Annotated in this window: 18 protein-coding genes; 4 read left to right on the top strand and 14 right to left on the bottom strand. The window is 72.1% G+C overall.

All coding sequences use genetic code 11. The features are described from left to right. Nucleotides 1-100: 100 nt before the first annotated feature. The 9 genes from BJ958_RS02625 to BJ958_RS02585 form a co-directional block, all read right to left on the bottom strand. Nucleotides 101-1,396 (bottom strand): SAM-dependent methyltransferase, encoded by a 1,296-nt coding sequence (locus BJ958_RS02625; RefSeq protein WP_179725290.1) that lies wholly within the window; start codon nucleotides 1,394-1,396, stop codon nucleotides 101-103. Then, a complete protein-coding gene (locus BJ958_RS02620) occupies nucleotides 1,393-2,757 on the bottom strand; it encodes an FAD-binding oxidoreductase (protein ID WP_179725288.1) in 1,365 nt (454 codons plus the stop codon). The genes BJ958_RS02625 and BJ958_RS02620 overlap by 4 nt, the downstream gene beginning before the upstream one ends. An 89-nt stretch (nucleotides 2,758-2,846) precedes the next feature. Further along, the gene (locus tag BJ958_RS02615; protein ID WP_179725286.1) at nucleotides 2,847-3,455 is read right to left on the bottom strand and encodes a response regulator transcription factor; all 609 of its coding nucleotides are present in this window, start codon (nucleotides 3,453-3,455) and stop codon (nucleotides 2,847-2,849) included. Next, complete coding sequence (locus BJ958_RS02610) at nucleotides 3,452-4,561, bottom strand: sensor histidine kinase (protein ID WP_179725284.1); 1,110 nt, start codon at nucleotides 4,559-4,561, stop codon at nucleotides 3,452-3,454. Before BJ958_RS02610 ends, BJ958_RS02615 begins: the two co-directional genes overlap by 4 nt. Nucleotides 4,562-4,587: 26 nt before the next feature. Next, entirely contained in the window at nucleotides 4,588-5,385 is a 798-nt protein-coding gene (locus tag BJ958_RS02605) for an ABC transporter permease (RefSeq protein ID WP_179725282.1), read from the bottom strand. Next, nucleotides 5,382-6,290 carry an ABC transporter ATP-binding protein gene (locus BJ958_RS02600; RefSeq protein ID WP_179725280.1) on the bottom strand — a complete coding sequence of 303 codons (909 nt, stop codon included), beginning with the start codon at nucleotides 6,288-6,290 and terminating at the stop codon, nucleotides 5,382-5,384. Before BJ958_RS02600 ends, BJ958_RS02605 begins: the two co-directional genes overlap by 4 nt. 174 nt (nucleotides 6,291-6,464) lie before the next feature. After that, nucleotides 6,465-6,809, bottom strand: a complete 345-nt coding sequence (locus BJ958_RS02595) for a cytidine deaminase (RefSeq protein ID WP_179725279.1) — start codon at nucleotides 6,807-6,809, stop codon at nucleotides 6,465-6,467. A 38-nt stretch (nucleotides 6,810-6,847) separates the two neighbouring features. Then, entirely contained in the window at nucleotides 6,848-8,476 is a 1,629-nt protein-coding gene (locus BJ958_RS02590) for an amidohydrolase (protein WP_343052538.1), read from the bottom strand. Continuing rightward, nucleotides 8,473-9,861 (bottom strand): APC family permease, encoded by a 1,389-nt coding sequence (locus BJ958_RS02585; RefSeq protein WP_179725277.1) that lies wholly within the window; start codon nucleotides 9,859-9,861, stop codon nucleotides 8,473-8,475. Before BJ958_RS02585 ends, BJ958_RS02590 begins: the two co-directional genes overlap by 4 nt. Before the next feature lie 147 nt (nucleotides 9,862-10,008). On the opposite strand from BJ958_RS02585, the gene BJ958_RS02580 reads away from it, so the two are divergent. Both BJ958_RS02580 and BJ958_RS02575 read left to right on the top strand, forming a co-directional pair. Further along, nucleotides 10,009-10,296, top strand: coding sequence for a DUF1330 domain-containing protein (locus tag BJ958_RS02580; RefSeq protein ID WP_179725275.1), 288 nt, complete (start codon nucleotides 10,009-10,011; stop codon nucleotides 10,294-10,296). Nucleotides 10,297-10,308: 12 nt separating this feature from the next. Next, nucleotides 10,309-11,253, top strand: coding sequence for an MBL fold metallo-hydrolase (locus BJ958_RS02575; protein ID WP_218865570.1), 945 nt, complete (start codon nucleotides 10,309-10,311; stop codon nucleotides 11,251-11,253). 13 nt (nucleotides 11,254-11,266) lie between these two features. Here the strand turns inward: BJ958_RS02575 and BJ958_RS02570 are convergent, their stop codons facing one another. From BJ958_RS02570 to BJ958_RS02550, 5 genes are all read right to left on the bottom strand, one after another. Next, nucleotides 11,267-12,538: a hypothetical protein gene (locus tag BJ958_RS02570; RefSeq protein ID WP_179725273.1), complete on the bottom strand. Its 1,272-nt coding sequence runs from the start codon at nucleotides 12,536-12,538 to the stop codon at nucleotides 11,267-11,269. 13 nt (nucleotides 12,539-12,551) lie between these two features. Further along, nucleotides 12,552-13,859, bottom strand: coding sequence for a hemolysin family protein (locus BJ958_RS02565; protein ID WP_179725271.1), 1,308 nt, complete (start codon nucleotides 13,857-13,859; stop codon nucleotides 12,552-12,554). After that, nucleotides 13,856-14,314 (bottom strand): rRNA maturation RNase YbeY, encoded by a 459-nt coding sequence (gene ybeY / locus BJ958_RS02560; RefSeq protein ID WP_179725269.1) that lies wholly within the window; start codon nucleotides 14,312-14,314, stop codon nucleotides 13,856-13,858. The genes BJ958_RS02565 and ybeY overlap by 4 nt, the downstream gene beginning before the upstream one ends. Continuing rightward, nucleotides 14,311-15,369, bottom strand: coding sequence for a PhoH family protein (locus BJ958_RS02555; protein WP_179725267.1), 1,059 nt, complete (start codon nucleotides 15,367-15,369; stop codon nucleotides 14,311-14,313). The genes ybeY and BJ958_RS02555 overlap by 4 nt, the downstream gene beginning before the upstream one ends. Nucleotides 15,370-15,457: 88 nt before the next feature. Beyond that, nucleotides 15,458-15,802: an HIT domain-containing protein gene (locus BJ958_RS02550; protein ID WP_179725265.1), complete on the bottom strand. Its 345-nt coding sequence runs from the start codon at nucleotides 15,800-15,802 to the stop codon at nucleotides 15,458-15,460. A gap of 162 nt (nucleotides 15,803-15,964) precedes the next feature. Here BJ958_RS02550 and BJ958_RS02545 point away from each other — a divergent pair, with 162 nt between their 5' ends. Next, nucleotides 15,965-16,858 carry a Gmad2 immunoglobulin-like domain-containing protein gene (locus BJ958_RS02545; RefSeq protein ID WP_179725263.1) on the top strand — a complete coding sequence of 298 codons (894 nt, stop codon included), beginning with the start codon at nucleotides 15,965-15,967 and terminating at the stop codon, nucleotides 16,856-16,858. Beyond that, entirely contained in the window at nucleotides 16,855-17,907 is a 1,053-nt protein-coding gene (locus BJ958_RS02540) for a DNA glycosylase AlkZ-like family protein (protein ID WP_179725260.1), read from the top strand. The genes BJ958_RS02545 and BJ958_RS02540 overlap by 4 nt, the downstream gene beginning before the upstream one ends. Nucleotides 17,908-17,963 lie beyond the last annotated feature (56 nt).

Below are 17,963 nucleotides of genomic sequence, written 5' to 3'. Positions count from 1 at the left end.
CAGGTCGCCGAGTCTGGCACCTGCGGAACCAGCGCGGGCGAGAACGCGACGACCCGGGACCAAGGTCCCGGGTCGTCGCGGCGCGCTCAGCGCGGAGCGGTCAGAAGTCGTGCCGCAGCGGGTAGCCGCTGACCCCGTCGACGGACTTCGTCGCGAGCACGTGGTGGAGCTGGATCTCGTTGCGCTCGAAGGCGATCCGGGAGCCGGCCATGTAGAGGCCCCACACCCGTGCGGTGCCCTCGTCGGTCTCGGCGACACAGGCGTCCCAGTTGTCGACGAGGTTCTGGCACCAGCCGGCCAGTGTCTTGGCATAGTGGACGCGGAAGTTCTCGTGGTGCTGCACCTCGAGGCCCGCGTCCTCGACCGCCGTGACGATCGTGCCGGAACCGGCCAGCTCGCCGTCGGGGAAGACGTAGCGGTCGATGAAGGCACCGGTACGACGGTCGATGTTGTCGTGGCGCGTGATGCAGTGGTTGAGCATCCGGCCCTGCGGCTTCAGCACGCCGTGGATGAAGGAGAAGTACGCCGGGTAGTTGGCGATGCCGATGTGCTCGGTCAGGCCGATCGAGCTGACCGCGTCGAAGTCGCCCTCCTCGACCTTGCGGTAGTCGGAGTGGCGGACCTCCGCGAGGTCGTCGAGGCCCTGCTTCTTGATCTCCTCCTGCGCCCACGTGGCCTGCTCGCGCGACAGCGTCACACCGAGGACCTGGACGCCGTAGTGCTTCGCGGCGTGGCGGACCATCCCACCCCAGCCGCAGCCGATGTCGAGCAGGCGCTGGCCCGGCTGCAGGTCGAGCTTGCGGCAGACCAGGTCGTACTTGTGTGCCTGCGCCTCCTCGAGGGTGGCGTCGTCGGTCGGGTAGACCGCGCAGGTGTAGGTCATCGAGGGGCCGAGGACGTGCTCGTAGAACGTGTTCGAGACGTCGTAGTGGTGGTGGATGGCGTCGGCGTCACGGCCCTCGGAGTGGCGGCCCCACCACTGCAGCGAGCGCAGGCCCTCGAGCCGGTTGCGCCAGGCCGGGAGGTGCTCCTGCGGCGGGGGCGGCGGCGGGACGAGGTGGCTCAGGCCGAGCGAGCGCAGGATGCCGACCAGCTCGAGCGGACCGGGGATGCCGAAGTCGGTGTGGTCCTTCAGCAGCGAGAACGCGGGGTACGGGTCGCCGGGATGGGCCCCGTGCAGGACCAGGTCGCCGGCGACGTAGGCGCGGGCCAGGCCGAGGTCGCCGGGCGCGGTCATGATGTAGGACAGGCCGCGCTCGTTGACGAGCTCCATGCCGAACGGAAGGTCGAGGTCGCCCGCGGAGGATCCGTCGTAGGCCTTGAGCCACAGGGGCAGGCCCCCGGGGAACAGGGATGCGATCGTGGGAGCAATGCCCTTGCCAGGCTGAGCCGTCATCGGCTCCTCACCGCCTTGTCGTAGAGAGTGGTCAGTCGGTCGTCGGGATCGTGGACGCGCTTGACCGCCGCGAGCCGGGCGGTGTTGTAGAGCGCGTCGAAGGTGTCCTTGTCGTAGTAGGCGTCGGAGTAGAGCGACTTGTGGCCGCCGAGCTCGTGGACCTTGGCCTCGATCGCCCGGTTGCGAGGGCCGTCGACGGCCTCCGGGCCGACGTGGACGGTGCCCCAGAAGCCCACGTTGACGTAGACCTTGCCGGTCTCGAGCGGGTACAGCGGCCACGGCCGGGTGGTGGCGAGCGGGCACAGCCAGACCGGGCGCATCCCGACCTCCTCGTCGAACCAGGCGAGGAACTCGCCGAGGCGCTCGACGGGGACCTCGATGTCCTGCACCACGCGCTCGCGCAGCGGGCGCCCGGCGCGACGGTCGAGCCGGTCGGCGATGCCGAAGCGCCGGTCGAGGTGGAGCAGCCGCATGTAGACGTCGGAGCGGCGGTAGCGGCGTGGCCAGAACCGGCGGATCCGCGGGTCCTGCGCGCCGAATGCGCCCGAGCACCAGAACCAGTCGGTGTCCCAGCGCCACAGGTAGTCGTGGAAGGTGAGCCGGTCGCGGTCGCAGGTCTGCAGCGAGCGGTAGTAGATCTGCTGCCCGGCGTAGTCGGAGGTCGGGCCCGGCTCGTCGGTCCACCGCGCCAGGGTGAGCACGTGCTCGCCCGGACCGAAGGACACGCCGTCGAGGCCGTGGACCGGCTCGCCGTCGTACTCCTGGGTGGCGGCGATCTCGGCGATGGTCTTGGCGAGCAGGTCGGCGTCGTCGATGCGGACGTGGCGCAGGGCGACGTACGGCGGCACCGCGGCCAGCTTGATCCGCAGCCGGGTGGCGTAGCCGAGCGAGCCGTAGGAGTTGGGGAAGGCGTCGAAGAGGTCGTCGCCGGGGCACGTGGTGACGACCTGCCCGCTGCCGGTGAACACGTCCATCTCGAGCACCGACTCGTGCGGCAGGCCGAGCCGGAAGCTCGTCGACTCGATCCCGAGGCCGGTGACCGCGCCACCGAGGGTGATCGTGCGCAGCTGCGGGACGACGTACGGGACCAGGCCGTGGGGCAGTGTCGCGTCGACCAGGTCCTCGTAGGTGCACATGCCCTGGACCTCGGCGACGGGGCCGTCGGGGCTGTCCGGCAGCACCTCGATCACGCCGGCGAGGCCACTGACGTCGAGGCCCGGAGCGGTGGTCGCGGCACGCGCGCGGAACAGGTTCGTCGTCCGCTTCGCGAGGCGGACCGGTTGGCCTGCCGGGATCGCGGCGTACGAGTCGGAGAGCCGTTGGACAGCCCGCGCGTGCTCATCCCAAGAGCGGTTTGCCATGGTTCGAAATTACTCCTGTCCGCCGACAACGGGCAGCCGGGTGGTTGACCTCACTCAACCAGTTGGCTCCCTGGGGGGCCAAGTCGTTTTCAGAGCCAGCCATTCCCGACGGCGACGAGGACGGCCTCGGTGCGGTTGCTCGCGCCGGTCTTGCCGATCGCGGCCGAGAGGTGGTTGCGCACGGTGCCCTCGGACAGGAACAGCTCGGCCGCGATGGCCGCCACCGAGGCCCCGTCGCGGGCCGCGCGCAGCACGTCGGTCTCCCGCGCCGTCAGGGGCGAGTCCCCCGTCAGCAGCGAGTCGGTGGCCAGCGCCGGGTCGACGACGCGCAGACCCTGGTGGATGCGGCGTACGGCGTCCGCGAGCTGGGGCGCCGGGGTGTCCTTGACGACGAACCCCGCGGCACCGGCCTGCAGCGCCCGGCGCAGGTAGCCGGGACGGCCGAAGGTCGTCACGATGAGGACGCGGGTGCCGGGGCTGGCCTCGCGCACCGCCGCGCAGGCGGCGATCCCGTCCATGCCGGGCATCTCCACGTCGAGCAGGGCGACGTCGGGCGTGTGCTCGGCGGCGGCCGTGACGGCGTCCTCACCCGTGCCGACCTCGGCGACGACCTCGAGGTCGGGCTCGAGGCCGAGCAGGGCGGAGAGGGCGCCGCGGACCAGGGCCTGGTCGTCGGCGAGCAGCAGCCTGATGCTCATTCGACGACCACCGCGAGCGACCAGCCGGGGTCGAGCCGGGTCGTGACCAGCCGTGCACCCAGCGTCGCCGCCCGTTCCTGCAGGCCGGTGAGTCCGGAGCCCCGCACGGGTGCGCCGTCCGGGCCGGTGCCGTCGTCGCGCACCTCCGCGCGGTCCGGGGCGAGCAGCACCTCGCAGCGGTGGGCTCCGGAGTGGCGCACCACGTTGGTCACGCCTTCGCGCACGGTCCACGCGAACAGCTCGCGCAGCTCGCTGGGGACCTCGTCGGTGCTGTTGGGCAGCCGGGCCTCGATCTGGGCGGCCTCGAGCGCGGTCCGGGCCCGGGCCAGCTCGCCGGGCAGGGTGAGCTCTCGATAGCCCTCGACCGCGCGCCGTACGTCGGCCAGGGCGTCGCGGCTCAACCGCTCGAGGTCGGCGATCTCCTGGCGGGCACGCTCGGGATCCGCGTCGAAGAGCCGGCCGGCGAGCTCGGCCTTGATCGTGATGACGGTCAGCGAGTGCCCGAGGATGTCGTGCAGGTCGCGGGCCAGTCGGTTGCGCTCGCTCTCCGCGGCGAGCTCGGCGTTGGTGGCGTGCGCGCGGATCAGCTCGATGTTCCGGTTCATCATCGAGCGCACGCCGAAGACCGCGATCGACGCCGCCACGACCGAGAACGCGAGCCAGGTGTTGTGTTCCCAGCCGGGGACGACCACGCCGAGGACGAGGACGCTCGCCGTCAGCGCGAGCACGAGGGGCAGGAAGATCCGCGCCGGGTAGAGCATCACGAAGGTCACCGCCAGGTAGACCACGCTGGCCGTGCCGACCTGGCCGAGCGTCGCGACCATGACCACCGCCAGGCCGCCGAGGCCCACGGTCCAGGCGATCCGGGTGCGGACCGGCGGGGCCATCGCGAGCCGGGCCCGGCCGGTGCGCAGCGTGATCCACAGGCCGAGGTAGCTCGCCGCGAACAGGACGGTGGCGACCAGGCCGAGCCAGGCGTGCGGGGCCGGCAGCCCGCTCCAGGCGGTGCGGAGCGGGTCGACGAGGAAGGTCAGCCAGACGGCGGCGAACAGCGGCCCCCACCTCCCGAGCGGGCGCTGCAGGGGGTTGGGGGCCGCTGTCTCCATGGTGTTCACGCTATCGATCGACGGCATCAGACGCGTGCGGTGTCCTTGCTCATCCGCCACGCGGCGCCGGCCACGAAGATCGCGAACCAGGCGACCGCGTTGAGGACGGCGTACCACGGCAGCTCGTGGGTGAGCGGCCAGCGGGCGATCTCGGCGACGCCGTACATCGGGGTCCAGTAGGCGATCTGTCGCACCGTCTCCGCATAGTTGTCGAGCGGGACGAAGACCCCACCGAGGAACGAGAGGAGGGCGAGGCCGGGACCGAGGATCTGCATGGCGTTCTCGCCGGGGACCACGTAGCCGATGAAGACGCCGAGGGCGGCGAAGGTCAGGGTGCAGAAGAGCGTGACGACGGCGCACTCGATCCACACGTGGGTCGGCATCTGCGCCTTGCCCTGGACGATGCCCACCAGGTTGACCGCGGCGATGGCGAGGCCGCCCATGACCAGCGCGACGAGCGCCTTCATCAGGATGTAGACGACCGGGTTGAGCGGGGTGAGACGCAGCTGGCGCGACCAGCCGAGGGAACGCTCGAGGGCGACCATCGAGCCCCCGGCGGCTGCGGTGAGGGCGGAGCCGTAGAGCGCCATCGAGGCGAGGATGTACGCCGCGACGTTGCCGTCGCCGACCTTGTCCTGCCAGCCGTGCTGGCCGCCGAAGGCGAGGAACATCGCCCCGGGGAAGAGCAGCGTGAAGACGATGGTGCGGCGGTTGCGCAGCATGCGGCGCAGCTCGATGCGCAGCACGGTGGTGTTGAAGCCTCCCAGCGGCGGGACCCGGCGGGTGGCCGGGTCGATGGTGGCGGTGGTGGCGCTCGTGCTCATGCGTTGTCTCCTGTCAGGCTGAGGAAGGCCTCTTCGATGCCCTGGGCGGTGATCTCGACGTCGCGGGCGTCGGTCTCGGTCAACAGGTAGCGGGCGACCGAGTCGGAGTCCTTGGCGTGGATCGTCACCGACTCGCCGCGCAGGTCGACGTGGTCGACGCCGCCGAGCGCGGTGATCGCGGCGACGGCGGTCTCGTCGGCGCCGGGCAGCCAGGCGCGGATCGTGCGGCCCGAGGCGAGCGCGCGGATCTGCGGACCGGTGCCGTCGGCGACGACCCGGCCCTTGCTGATGAGGACGATCCGGTCGGCGTACTGGTCGGCCTCCTCGAGGTAGTGCGTCGCGAACATGACCGTGCGGCCCGTGGCGGCGTCCGCGCGGATCGCGCTCCAGAAGGAGCGGCGGCCCTCGACGTCCATGCCCGTGGTCGGCTCGTCGAGCAGCAGCAGTGCCGGGTCCGACAGCAGCGCCATCGCGAACCGGAGCCGCTGCTGCTCGCCGCCCGAGCACTTCCCGACCCGCCGGTCGGCGATGCCGCTGATCCCCGCCCGCTCGAGCACCTCGTCGACCGGACGCGTGTCGGCGAACAGGCTGGCCGTGTAGGCGACCGTCTCGCGCACGGTGAGGTCCTTGAGCAGGCCGCCGGTCTGCATCACCGCCGACACCAGGCCGCGGGCGATCGCCTTGCGCGGCTCGAGGCCGAGGACCTCGACGGTGCCGGTGGTGGGCCGGCTCAGGCCGAGCACCATGTCGATCGTCGTGGTCTTGCCGGCCCCGTTCGGGCCGAGGAAGGCCACGATCTCGCCCGGGTGCAGCTCGAGGTCGATGCCCCGCACCGCCTGCACCCGGCCGAAGTCCTTGGTCACCCCGGCCAGCCGGACTGCCAGCAGGTTCGTGGTCGTCGTCATGTCCCCCAGCCTCGTCGGCGGCGGGGCCCGGTGCCTCTGGCAGGCGTCACGACCCGGGCATGACATCTGTCATGGCCGGCGCGCGAGTTTCACCGGTCGGCCGGTGAAACTCGCGCTGGGACGATGAAGCATCCTCGTCCAAGCGCGAGTTTTCTCGTCCAGGTTGGCGTCAGGTCAGGGCGAGACGGTGGCGGAGATGGTGCCGCGGGCGTCACCGAGGTGGACGACGACCCCGCTCGCGCCGGAGAAGTCGCCGAGCACGGCGGCATCGGGCTCGGTGAGGTCCTGCGCGTCGCCGAGCACGACGCACGCGTCGACGCCGGTCGAGCCCGAGGCTACGGCCATCGCGACGACGGCCTGGACCGCGGTCAGCTGCAGGGAGGGCAGGTCGACGGTGGCGGCGGCGTACGTGCGGCCGTCGGTGTCGCGGACGGCGGCGCCCTCCGCGGCCTGGATGCGGGCCCGCGTGGCACGGGCGAGGGTGACGAGCTTCTGGTCCTCGGTGGAGAGGTCGGGCATGGGCACGATCCTCCCAGAGCCCGATCTCCCCGTTCCGGTCAGGCCCGGTGGACCGGCTCCCCCGCCACCCAGGTCTCGCGCACGGCGACGGTGGCGAGCTTGGCCGGCGCGACGTCGTACGGATCGCGGTCGAGGACGACGAGGTCGGCCAGCTTGCCGGGCTCGAGGGTGCCGCGGTCGTCCTCGGCGTGCACGGAGGCCGCGCTGCCGATGGTGTACCCGCGGATCGCGTCGTCCACGGTGACGGCCTCCTCGGGCTGCCAGGGCGCACCACCGTCGAGCGGGGCCCGCGTGACGGCGCACTGGACGCCGATCATCGGCTCCATCTCGGCGACGTTCCAGTCACTGGAGAAGGCAAGCACGGCTCCGTGCTCCTGCAGCGAGCGCAGCGGCCACGCCTGGTGCCAGCGCCCCTCGCCGACGGCCTCGGCCCAGGCATGACCGGGCCCGGCGATCTCGGGGCTGGCGTGGCGCGGCTGCATGCACGCGACCACGCCCAGCTCCGCGAAACGAGGCAGGTCGGCGCGACGCAGGCACTCGACGTGGACGACCTGGTGGCGTGCGTCCCTGGGGCCGTTGGCCGTGCGGGCCGCCTCGACCGCGTCGAGGACCGTCGTGATGCCGCGGTCGCCGGTGGCGTGCACGAACAGCTGGAAGCCGTCGGCGTCGAGCCGGGTGACCAGGTCCGCGAAGACCTCCGGGGCGTAGTACGTGCGCCCGCGGGTCGAGGGCTCGTTGGCGTACGGCTCGTGCAGCGCCGCGGTGTGCGGCTCGACGACGTCGTCGATGTAGAGCTTGAGCGGACCCACCCGGATCCGGTCGTCGGCGAACTCCGTCGCGAGGGCCTTGAACTCGGCCCGGTCCGCATCGGTCGTGGTGGGCGGGTGGAACATCGCGAGCACCAGGCGTGGCCCGAGCCGGCCCTCGTCACGGGCTCGCTGGAACAGGGCGAGGTCGTCGGGCGAGTTCTGCGGCTCGACGACGGTGGTGATGCCGCTGGCGACGGCGAGGTCGAGGCTGGACAGCAGGCGCTCGTACTGACGCTCCGTGCTCGCCCACGGCAGGCCCCGCTCCTTGAGGGCGCGCATGCCGGCGCGAGCCAGTCCCTTGACCGCGAAGTCGGCGACGAAGCCGGTCGGCCTGCCGTCGTCGTCGAGCTCGGCCGTGCCGAACGGCTGGTCGGCCCCGGTGACGCCCAGCGCCGCGAGACCGGCGGTGTTGAGCCACAGCGTGTGGACGTCGTAGCTGAAGACGGCGGCCGGCCGGTCCGCGACGATGGCGTCGAGCATCGCGGCGGTCGGGTGGGCGCCGTCCGCGAGCCCGGCGTACCCGTAGCCCTCGCCCTCCACCCAACCGTCGCCGGGGTTGGCCGCGCACCAGTCGTGGAGCCGAGCCGCGACCTCGTCGAGCGTCTCGGCACCGGCCAGCTGCGCGCAGGCGGCGTCGGAACCGAGCCGCACGTGGTTGTGCGCGTCGACGAAGCCGGGCAGGACGGTGCAGCCGGCGAGGTCCACCCTCCGGGCCGCACGGCGTACGTCGTCCGGGGCGTCGACGAGGTCGCCGACCCACGCGATCCGGTCGCCGGCGAGGGCGATGCTGTCGACGACCTCGCGCTCGCCCGCGAGGGGCCGCACGATGCCGCCGGTGAGCAGGGTGTCGACGCTCACCGGTCCTCCTTGGCGTCGACGACGAAGTGGGTGTCGCGGCGCGGCTGCAGGTAGAGCTGGTCGTAGACGAGGGCGGCGAGCACGATGCCGCCGACGATGACCAGGTCGGCACGTGCGGACTCGAGCAGCGCGTAGCCGACGCCCAGGATCACGAGCACCGACGGCAGCGGCCACAGCGGCATCCGCCAGCCGGCGTGCGGCGTACGACGGACCGCGAGGCCGGCGAACGCGAGGAGCAGGTAGACAGCGGAGACGGTCACCGAGGTGACGCCGAGCAGCGACTCGATGTCGACCAGGTAGGCGAGCACGGCTCCGGGCAGGCTGATCACGAGGGTGGCGGCGGCCGGCGAGTTGAACCGCGGGTGCAGGCGGCTGAGTCGCTTGTTGACGACGTCGGGCCAGGCCCGGTCGCGTGCGGAGGCGTAGATGACGCGGCCGTTCTGGAGGACCATCACGATCACTGCGTTGAGGATCGCGACGGCGATGCCGACGCTGATCGCGGCGGAGACGCGGGAGCCACCCCAGGCGGTCACGAAGTCGGGGAAGGTGCCGGTCGCGAGGTCGTGCAGGTCCGCGACGCCGAGCACGGTCGCCGCCGTGGGGACCACGATGATCAGCGACCCGATGAACAGCGAGCCGAACACGGCACGGGCGACGTTGCGTCGGGGGTCGATGATCTCCTCGGCCAGGTAGGACGCGGTGCCGAAGCCGTTCGCGACGAACATGGCCACGGCGAGGCCGGAGAGGAGGATGCCGAGGGAGAAGGGTGCGAGGTTCCCGGCGCTGTCGAGCGCCTGCGGGTGCCACAACGTGCTGACGCTGCGCTCGCTGTGCGTGAAGCCGAGGTAGGCGACGACCGCGGCGGCGACGGTCTCGATGGCGAGGAAGGCGCTGGTGACGATCGCGTTCGCCTTGATGTCGAGCACCGCGGTGGCGGTGGCGACCAGCATGACGACGGCGCCCGTGGTCGCCCGGTCGAGGCTGAGGACCGGCGCGAGGTAGTCGGCGGTGCCCAGGGCGATCACCGGCGGGATGACGACGAGCGTCGCGCAGGTCAGCACGAAGGTCAGCCAGCCCAGGCGGCGCCCGAGCGTGTGGGTGACCATCGCGTACTCGCCGCCGGAGCTGGGCGTGCGCGTGCCCAGCTCGGCGTAGCAGGCACCGACGCCGACCGACACGAGGACGCCGGCGAGGATCGTCAGCACCACGCCCGAGCCCTGGGAGGCCAGCAGGGTCGGCACGATGATGAACAGGCTCGATGCCGGGGTGATGCACGAGATGGTGAGCAGGATCGCCGCCTTGAGGCCGAGGACGGGCGTCAGGCCGGCGACCGGCGCGGTGAGCTCGACCGGGTCGACGGGCTCGGAGGGGGACACAGCGGTCATCGCAACCTCGACTTTGAACAACGTACAAATGTGACGCCGACCACGGTGACTGAACGGTCAGTCAAGGTCAACGGGCGTCCCACCCACCGGACGCGCTCCGACCTGCCCCGTGCCGCGCGGCCGCCGACGCTGCGGCAGGATGGCGGCATGCCTGCCTACTGGATCAGCAACTACCGCGCCGTTCGCGACAACGAGAAGATGGCGGCCTACGCGGCCCTGGCTGCCCCGGCCCTGATCGACGCCGGCGGCCGGTTCCTCGCCCGCGGCCTGCCCGAGCAGGTCTACGAGGCCGGCCTCCAGGAGCGGGTCGTGGTCATCGAGTTCGACAGCGTCGAGGCCGCGGTCGCCGCCCACGACACGCCGGCCTACCAGGAGGCCCTGGCCGCCCTCGGCGACGGCGCCGAGCGCGACATCCGGATCGTCCCGGGCGCCTGAGGCGGCCGGGACGTGGCACTGGGCCTGCGGTTGCGGCTCGGCCGCCCCGAGATCGGTCGGTACGCCGACCGGTTCGGGCTCCCCCGGTCGACCCGTGAGCAGGGTGACGGGGTCGGGGTGACCTTCCTCGGCGTCGCCAGCCTGCTGATCGACGACGGAAGCACGGCCGTGCTCACCGACGGCTTCTTCTCGCGTCCCTCGCTCCGCCGCGTCGCACTCGGCACGATCGCTCCCGACGAGGCGCGGATCGACGCCACCCTGGCCCGGGCCGGGATCGACCGGGTCGACGTGGTGGCGCCGGTGCACACCCACTTCGACCACGTCATGGACTCCGCCGTCGTCGCGCAGCGGACCGGCGCGCGTCTCGTCGGAGGTACGTCGGTCGCCCAGGTCGGCCAGGGCGGCGGACTTCCCGACGAGCAGGTCGAGGTCGTCGTCCCCGGTGCGCCGATGAGGGTGGGCGGCTTCCGGCTGACCTGGGTCGAGGGCGAGCACTGCCCGCCGGACAGGTACCCGGGGACGATCACCGCGCCCGTCGTTCCGCCGGTCAGGACCGAGGCGTACCGCTGCGGCGAGGCCTGGTCGATCCTGGTCGAGCACGACAGCGGCCGCACCGCACTGGTCCAGGGCAGCGCCGGGTTCCGCCCCGGGGCGCTCGCGGGGCACCGTGCCGAGGTCGCCTACCTCGGCATCGGCCAGCTGGGCGTGCAGGACCGGGCGTACATCGAGCAGTACTGGGCGGAGACGGTCGAGACCGTCGGCGCCCGGCAGGTCGTGCTGATCCACTGGGACGACTTCTTCCGCCCGTTGGACAAGCCGCTGCGCGCGCTGCCCTACCTCGGCGACGACCTGGACGCGACGATGGACGTGCTCACCCGGCTCGCCGGGCACCAGGGCGTCGGGCTGCACTTCCCGAGCGTGTGGAGGCGCGAGGACCCCTGGGCGTTGCTCGGCTGAGCGCTGCGCGCGGCTACCGGACGCGGTCGCAGGGCAGCACGACCCGCCAACCGGGGAGATCCGGCGCGATCTGGACGGCGATCTCGCGGGGAGCAGTGCCCGCAGCAGCTGAGCAGCGCTCGACCAGCTCCGCGGTCGCCGGCCACGGCGGCCCCTGCTCGCGGGCCACCGTCGCAGGTCGCGCAGCGAGAAGCGAAGCAGCCAGTACCAGCAGTGCGGCACCGGCCGCCACGACGCGCTGGTTGCGGGACCGCGCCAGGTCGAGCACGACGAGGGGGACCGCGAACAGGTACAGCCCCGAGCTGGCGCCGTACCGGAGCACTCCGCCAGCGCGCCACTGGTCTCCACTCCAGCCGGCGAACACCATCGGGTAGCCGTTGGCGGCGATGCTGGCGGTCCAGAGCAGGACGGACCCGACCATCAGGCCGAGGGCTGCAGCGCGGACGCCGGGCCCGCCACCCCGGAGCGCCAGGCCGGCCGCGACGAGAGCCGGCAGCAGGAGCACGACCAGACCGACGGGTCCCACGAGGTCGACCAGCAGGCCCGCGAGCCCGCCGTCGTCCGTCCATGCTGCCCCACCGGCGTGGCCGGCGTACCCCGCGACCAGGTCGATGAGCGAGAAGGCGGCATCACCCTTGTCAGGGCGCGGCTGCAGCAGCGTCGCGAGGAGCTGGGCAAGCGCTCCGGTGATGAGTCCGGCGCGCGGGATCCAGCGCAGCCGGTCTCGCCAACCCAGGACCATCAGCGGGACCAGCAGGACGACGGCCACCTCGGTCAGGCCGACCAGCAGGCCTGCGACGGCCCAGGCGATCGCTGCAGCGCGGCTCGCCGGTCGGTGCAGCACCAACCAGAAGGCCAGCCACAGCCCGAAACCGTGCAGGTTCGCGAGGTTTCCGAGCGCCTCGGTCGCGCCGGCCGGCAGCAGGACCGGGGCGAGGGCGACCACAGCGCGCACCCACGGTCGCTCGATCACGTCCGCGGTGAGGAGCCAGGTCAGTGCGCAGACCAGAGCGACGAGCGCGACCGCAGCGAGGGTGATCGCGATGTCCCACCGCCCGGCGGGCACGACCAGGGCGATCGCATCGGTCACCAGACGAGGAACGACGTGCAGGTAGCCGTCGTACGGCCGCCACGGTGGCGCGCCGGACAGGCTGCCGTTCAGGAAGACGGCACCGTCCTCGGCCCAGATCCGGTCGCGGGCGGCTGCGGGGACCCGCCACCAGCAGTACGCCGCAGCGACCGCCCAGAGCAGGAGCGGGACTGCGGCCCGACGGAGCAGGGGCACGGCCCGCATCCTGTCAGTCGCCGGCCGGCTCGTCCTGGGGAACGCGCGAGATGAGCACGGTCCCGATCTTGTTGCGGCGCCCGGCGGCGTGCTCGGCCTCGAAGCGCAGCCCGTGCGCCTCGACCACGGACCCGGGGATCGGGACGCGGCCGAGGTGCTTGGCGAGCAGGCCGCCGACGGAGTCGACGTCCTCCTCCTCGATCGTGAAGCCGAAGAGCTCGTCGAGGTCGTCGACCGGGTAGCGCGAGGAGACACGCACCCGGGCCTCGGGGTCGTCGAGACCGTCACCGAGGATCTCGACCTCGACCTCGGCCTCGTCGTACTCGTCGGTGATCTCACCGACGATCTCCTCGAGCAGGTCCTCGATGGTGATCAGGCCGGCGGTGCCGCCGTACTCGTCGACGACGATCGCGACGTGCAGCCGCCGCAGCTGCATCTCGCGGAGCAGGTCGTCGACCGGCTTGGACTCGGGCACCCAGATGGCCGGTCGCATGACCTCCTCGACCTTCTGGGTGAGCTCGACGTCGGGCGCCTCGAAGTCGCGGCGGACGACGTCCTTGAGGTACGCCATGCCGCGCACGTCGTCGAGGTTCTCTCCGACGACGGGGACGCGCGAGAAGCCGGAGCGCAGGAACAGCGACATGGTCTGGCGCAGGTTCTTGTGGCACTCGATGTAGACGACGTCACCGCGCGGCACCATCACCTCGCGAACGGTGGTGTCGCCGAGCTCGAAGACCGAGTGGATCATCTTGCGCTCGTCGGCCTCGATCAGCTCGGTGGCCTCCGCGATGTCGACCAGCTCACGCAGCTCGGTCTCGGTCTGGAACGGGCCCTCCCGGAAGCCGCGGCCGGGGGTGATCGCGTTGCCGACCAGGATGAGCAGCCGCGGGATCGGGCCGAGCACGGTGGTGAGCGCGGACAGCGGCCAGGCACACCAGAGCGCGACCGTCTCGGCGTGCTGCTTGCCGACCGTGCGCGGCGCGACGCCGATCACGACGAAGGACACCACCAGCATGATCCCGAGGGCGACGCCTGCGCGGGCCCACCAGGAGGAGTCGAGCCGGTCGTCGACGTACAGCGTGACGACGACGATGGCCGCGATCTCGCAGAGGAGCTGCAGGAGCAACGCGGTGTTGAGGTGGCGCGGGGCGTCCTCGAGGACGGCGACGAGACGCTGCGCGCCGGCACGCCCCTCCGCCAGCATCTCCTGCGCACGGGCGCGCGAGAACCCGGCGAGGGCTGCGTCCGCTGCCGCGAACAGGCCCGCCAGCACCACCAGGACGGCCGCTGCTCCCAGCGGCCAGAGACTGTCGGCGATCATGTGGCTGGCTGGGCCCGCCACTGGGCCAGGAGCTGGTCCTGGAGCCCGAACATCACCTTGTGCTCCTCGGGCTCGGCGTGGTCGTAGCCGAGCAGGTGCAAGATGCCGTGGGTCGTGAGCAGCTCGAGCTCGGCGAGGGTGCCGTGACCGGCCGCCTCGCCCTGGCGCTCGGCCACCGCCGGGCACAGCACCAGGTCGCCGAGCACGCCCTCCTCGGGCTCCTCGTTGACCAGTCCGGGGCGCAGCTCGTCCATGGGGAAGGCGAGCACGTCCGTCGGCCCCTCCTTCTCCATCCACTTCTCGTTGAGCTCGGCGATGGTGTCCTCGTCGACCGCCTTGATGCACAGCTCGGCGAGGGGGTGGACACGCATCTGGTCCATCACGAACCGGGCCAGCTGGGAGAAGTGCTTCACGTCGAGCCCGCTGCCGGACTCGTCGAGGATCTCGATGGTCACTCCTGGTCGCCCTTCTTGACGGCCTTCCTGGCCACCTTCTGCGATTCCTTCACGGCGTCGAACTCGTCGTACGCCGCCACGATCCGCGCCACCAGCTGGTGGCGGACGACGTCGTGGCTGGTCAGCCGCACGAACGCGAGGTCCTCGACGCCGTCGAGGATCTTCTCCACGATCCGCAGGCCCGAGGTGGTGCCCGAGGGCAGGTCGACCTGGGTGACGTCACCGGTCACCACGATCTTCGAGCCGAACCCGAGGCGGGTGAGGAACATCTTCATCTGCTCGGGCGTGGTGTTCTGCGCCTCGTCGAGGATGATGAAGGAGTCGTTGAGCGAGCGGCCGCGCATGTAGGCCAGCGGAGCGACCTCGATGGTGCCGGCCGCGAGCAGCTTGGGGATCGACTCGGGGTCGAGCATGTCGTGCAGCGCGTCGTACAGCGGGCGCAGGTAGGGGTCGATCTTCTCGCTGAGCGTGCCGGGCAGGTAGCCCAGACGCTCGCCGGCCTCGACCGCCGGACGGGTGAGGATGATCCGGTTGACCTGCTTGGCCTGCAGCGCCTGCACGGCCTTGGCCATGGCGAGGTAGGTCTTGCCGGTGCCGGCCGGGCCGATGCCGAAGGTGATCGTGTGCTTGTCGATGGTCTCGACGTAGCGCTTCTGGTTGAGCGTCTTGGGCCGGATCGAGCGACCACGGTTGCTGAGGATGTTGAGCGAGAGGATGTCGGCCGGCCGCTCGGAGGTCGCGGTCTGCACCCGCAGCATCGCCTCGACGCGCTCGACGACCTCGGCGGTGATGCCCTGGCCGGTGCGCAGGATGGCCACCAGCTCGTCGATGAGCTTCTCGGCCAGCTCGATCTCCTGGGGGTCACCGGCCAGCGTGATCCGGTTGCCGCGGACGTGGACGGTGATGCCGAACCGCTTCTCGATGATGCCGAGGTGCTCGTCACCGGGGCCGAACAGGGTGACCATGTCGATGCTGTTGGGCACGACCACCGTGTGACGGGTGGGTGCCGTGGGCGTGACGGCGGCGGTGGTGGCGTGAGGGAGTGAGTCGGTCATGGATGCCCGAGGACGGGCGGCCTTTCAGGTACGACGATGCGGCCCCACCATGGTACGTGGCGGGGCGTCGCGGCGCCCACTCGTTTGCTCAGCCCGGGGGCCAGCCCATCGGGCGACCGGCGAGGACGTGGCAGTGCGTGTGGAAGACCGTCTGCCCGACACCGGCGCCGGTGTTGAAGACGAGCCGGTAGTCGTCGTACCCCTCACCGGTGGCGACGGTGCGCGCGGTGGTGGCGATCTCGGCGAACATCGAGGCGTCGGCGGTGGCCGAGGCGGCGGCGTTCGGCTCGTGGTCGCGCGGCACGACGAGGACGTGCAGCGGCGCCTGCGGGTTGATGTCGCGGAAGGCGACCGTGCGCTCGCCGGTGTGGACGATCTCGGCCGGGATGTCACCGGCGACGATCTTGCAGAACAGGCAGTCGGGATCCGTCACGGGCACCACCCTAGGACCCTGGCCGGAGCCCGGCTCACCGCTCCCACGGCACGCCGGCCGACCGGGCCCGGACGCGGTCTGCCGGTGGTGCGCGCCGCGGTGCGCCGACACGCGGGTCGGCGTCCTCCGCCGAGCGTCCGCGGCATCGGGGAGGATCGAGGCATGACCTTCCCCCGCACCCTCGCCGCCACCGGCGCCGTCCTCGCCCTGGGCGTGCTGGCCGGCTGCGGAGACGACGAGCCCACCGACAAGCCGACGCCCAGCGCCGCCACCTCCGACGTCGCCACCGACAGCGGCTCGGCCACGGCGTCGGCGACCGGCATGCCGAGCGACGAGGCATCGGCAGTGCCGGCGTACTACGTCGGCACGACGCCGCAGGGCGACCGGCTCTACCGCGAGTTCATCCAGGTGGCCGGCGCCGACCGCCTCGTCGCGACCGCCGCCGCGATCACCAGCGGCGACCCGGTCGACCCCGACTACCGCACGCTGTGGCCGAAGGGCCGGTTCGCGTCGGTCACCAGGACCGCCGACGCGATCGAGGTCGGGCTGTCCGGCGACGCGTGGCTCACGCCCGGCTCGCTGCAGCCCGCGCAGGCGAAGCTCGCCGTCCAGCAGCTCGTCTACTCCCTGCAGGGCGTGATCGGCGAGCGCCTCCCGGTCCGCGTGACCTACGACGGACAGCCGGCCACGACCCTGCTCGGCGTCCCCGTCGGCGACGGCCTCACCGCCGCTCCCGAGCTCGACGTGCTGGCCCTGGTCAACATCACCGAGCCCGCGGAGGGCAGCGTCGTCAGCGGCACCTTCACCGCCTCCGGTCGCGCGAGCTCGTTCGAGGCGACCGTCCCATGGGAGCTCCAGGACTCCTCCGGCAAGGTCGTGCTCGAGAGCTCGGCGATGGCCGACGGCTGGACCGACAAGCTCTACCCGTGGACCGCCGAGGTCGACGCCAGCGAGCTGCCGCCGGGGAGCTACACCTTCGTCGCCCGCACCGACGACCCGTCGGGCGGTGAGGGCGGCGGCCCGACCGAGGACACCAAGCGGATCACGATCAAGTGAGGTTCACCCGCCGCCGGCTGAACCGGACCCTGCTGCTGCGCCAGCACCTCCTCGAGCGGGTCGCGATGGAGCCGGCCGCGATGGTCGAGCACCTGGTCGGCCTGCAGGCCCAGGAGCCGCTGCCGCCGTACCTCTCCCTGGCGGCACGGCTCACCGAGGTCGACCCGTGGCAGGTCAGCAGGGCGATCGAGGACCGCTCGCTGGTCCGGGTGCTCAGCCTGCGCGACACCGTCCACCTGCACCTGCCGGCCGACGCGGTGACGCTGCCGGTCTGGGCGGCACCGGTGCGCGAGCGCGAGCTGAAGGCCAGCCAGACGATCGGTTCGGCGCGCGAGGTCGACCGGGCGGCGTTCTCCGCCGCGGTGCAGGAGGTCCTCGCCGACGGCCCGCTCCCCCAGCGCCAGCTCGGAGCCGCACTGGCCGAGCGCTTCCCGGCGTACACCGCCACCCAGCTCGGCCAGGTCGCCCGCGTCGCCGAGGTGCTGGTCCAGCTCCCGCCGCGCGGGTGCTGGAAGCCGGCCGCGTCGACCGCGGTCGCCTACGACCACGCGGATCGCTGGACCGGCCTCCCGCTGGCCGAGCCCGACGTGCCGGCGATCGTGCGCCGCTTCCTGCGTGCCTACGGTCCCGGCACCGCCGCCGACGTCACGGCCTGGTCGGGGATCACCCGGCTCGGCCCGGTCGTCAAGGCGATGGACGACCTCGAGGTGCACGAGGACGAGGACGGCAAGGTGCTGTACGACGTCGCCGGGGCCCCGGTCGCGGACGAGGACACTCCCGCTCCGGTCCGCCTGTTCGGCACCTACGACAACCTCTGGCTCTCCCACGCCTCGCGGGACCGGGTGATGGAGCCCGATCACCGCAAGCTGTGGATGGGCGTCAACGGTGCCCAGGCGATGTCCATCCACGTCGACGGCTGGTTCGCCGGGCTGTGGCGGATCGAGGACGGCCGGGTCGAGGTCGTCGAGCTGGTCCGAGACCTGACCCGGGGCGAGAAGGCCGGTCTAGACGAGGAGGTCGCGCGGGTCGAGGCGCTGCTGGCCCGCTGAGTCGTCGCGGTTTGGTCCCAAACCGCAACAATTCGGGCCGATCTGCTGCGGTCTGT

Origin of the sequence: Nocardioides kongjuensis, assembly GCF_013409625.1 — a bacterium.
Classification (GTDB): Bacteria; Actinomycetota; Actinomycetes; order Propionibacteriales; family Nocardioidaceae; genus Nocardioides; species Nocardioides kongjuensis.
Note: the sequence above shows the minus strand (reverse complement) of the source record. Positions and strands in the feature narration are given on the sequence as shown.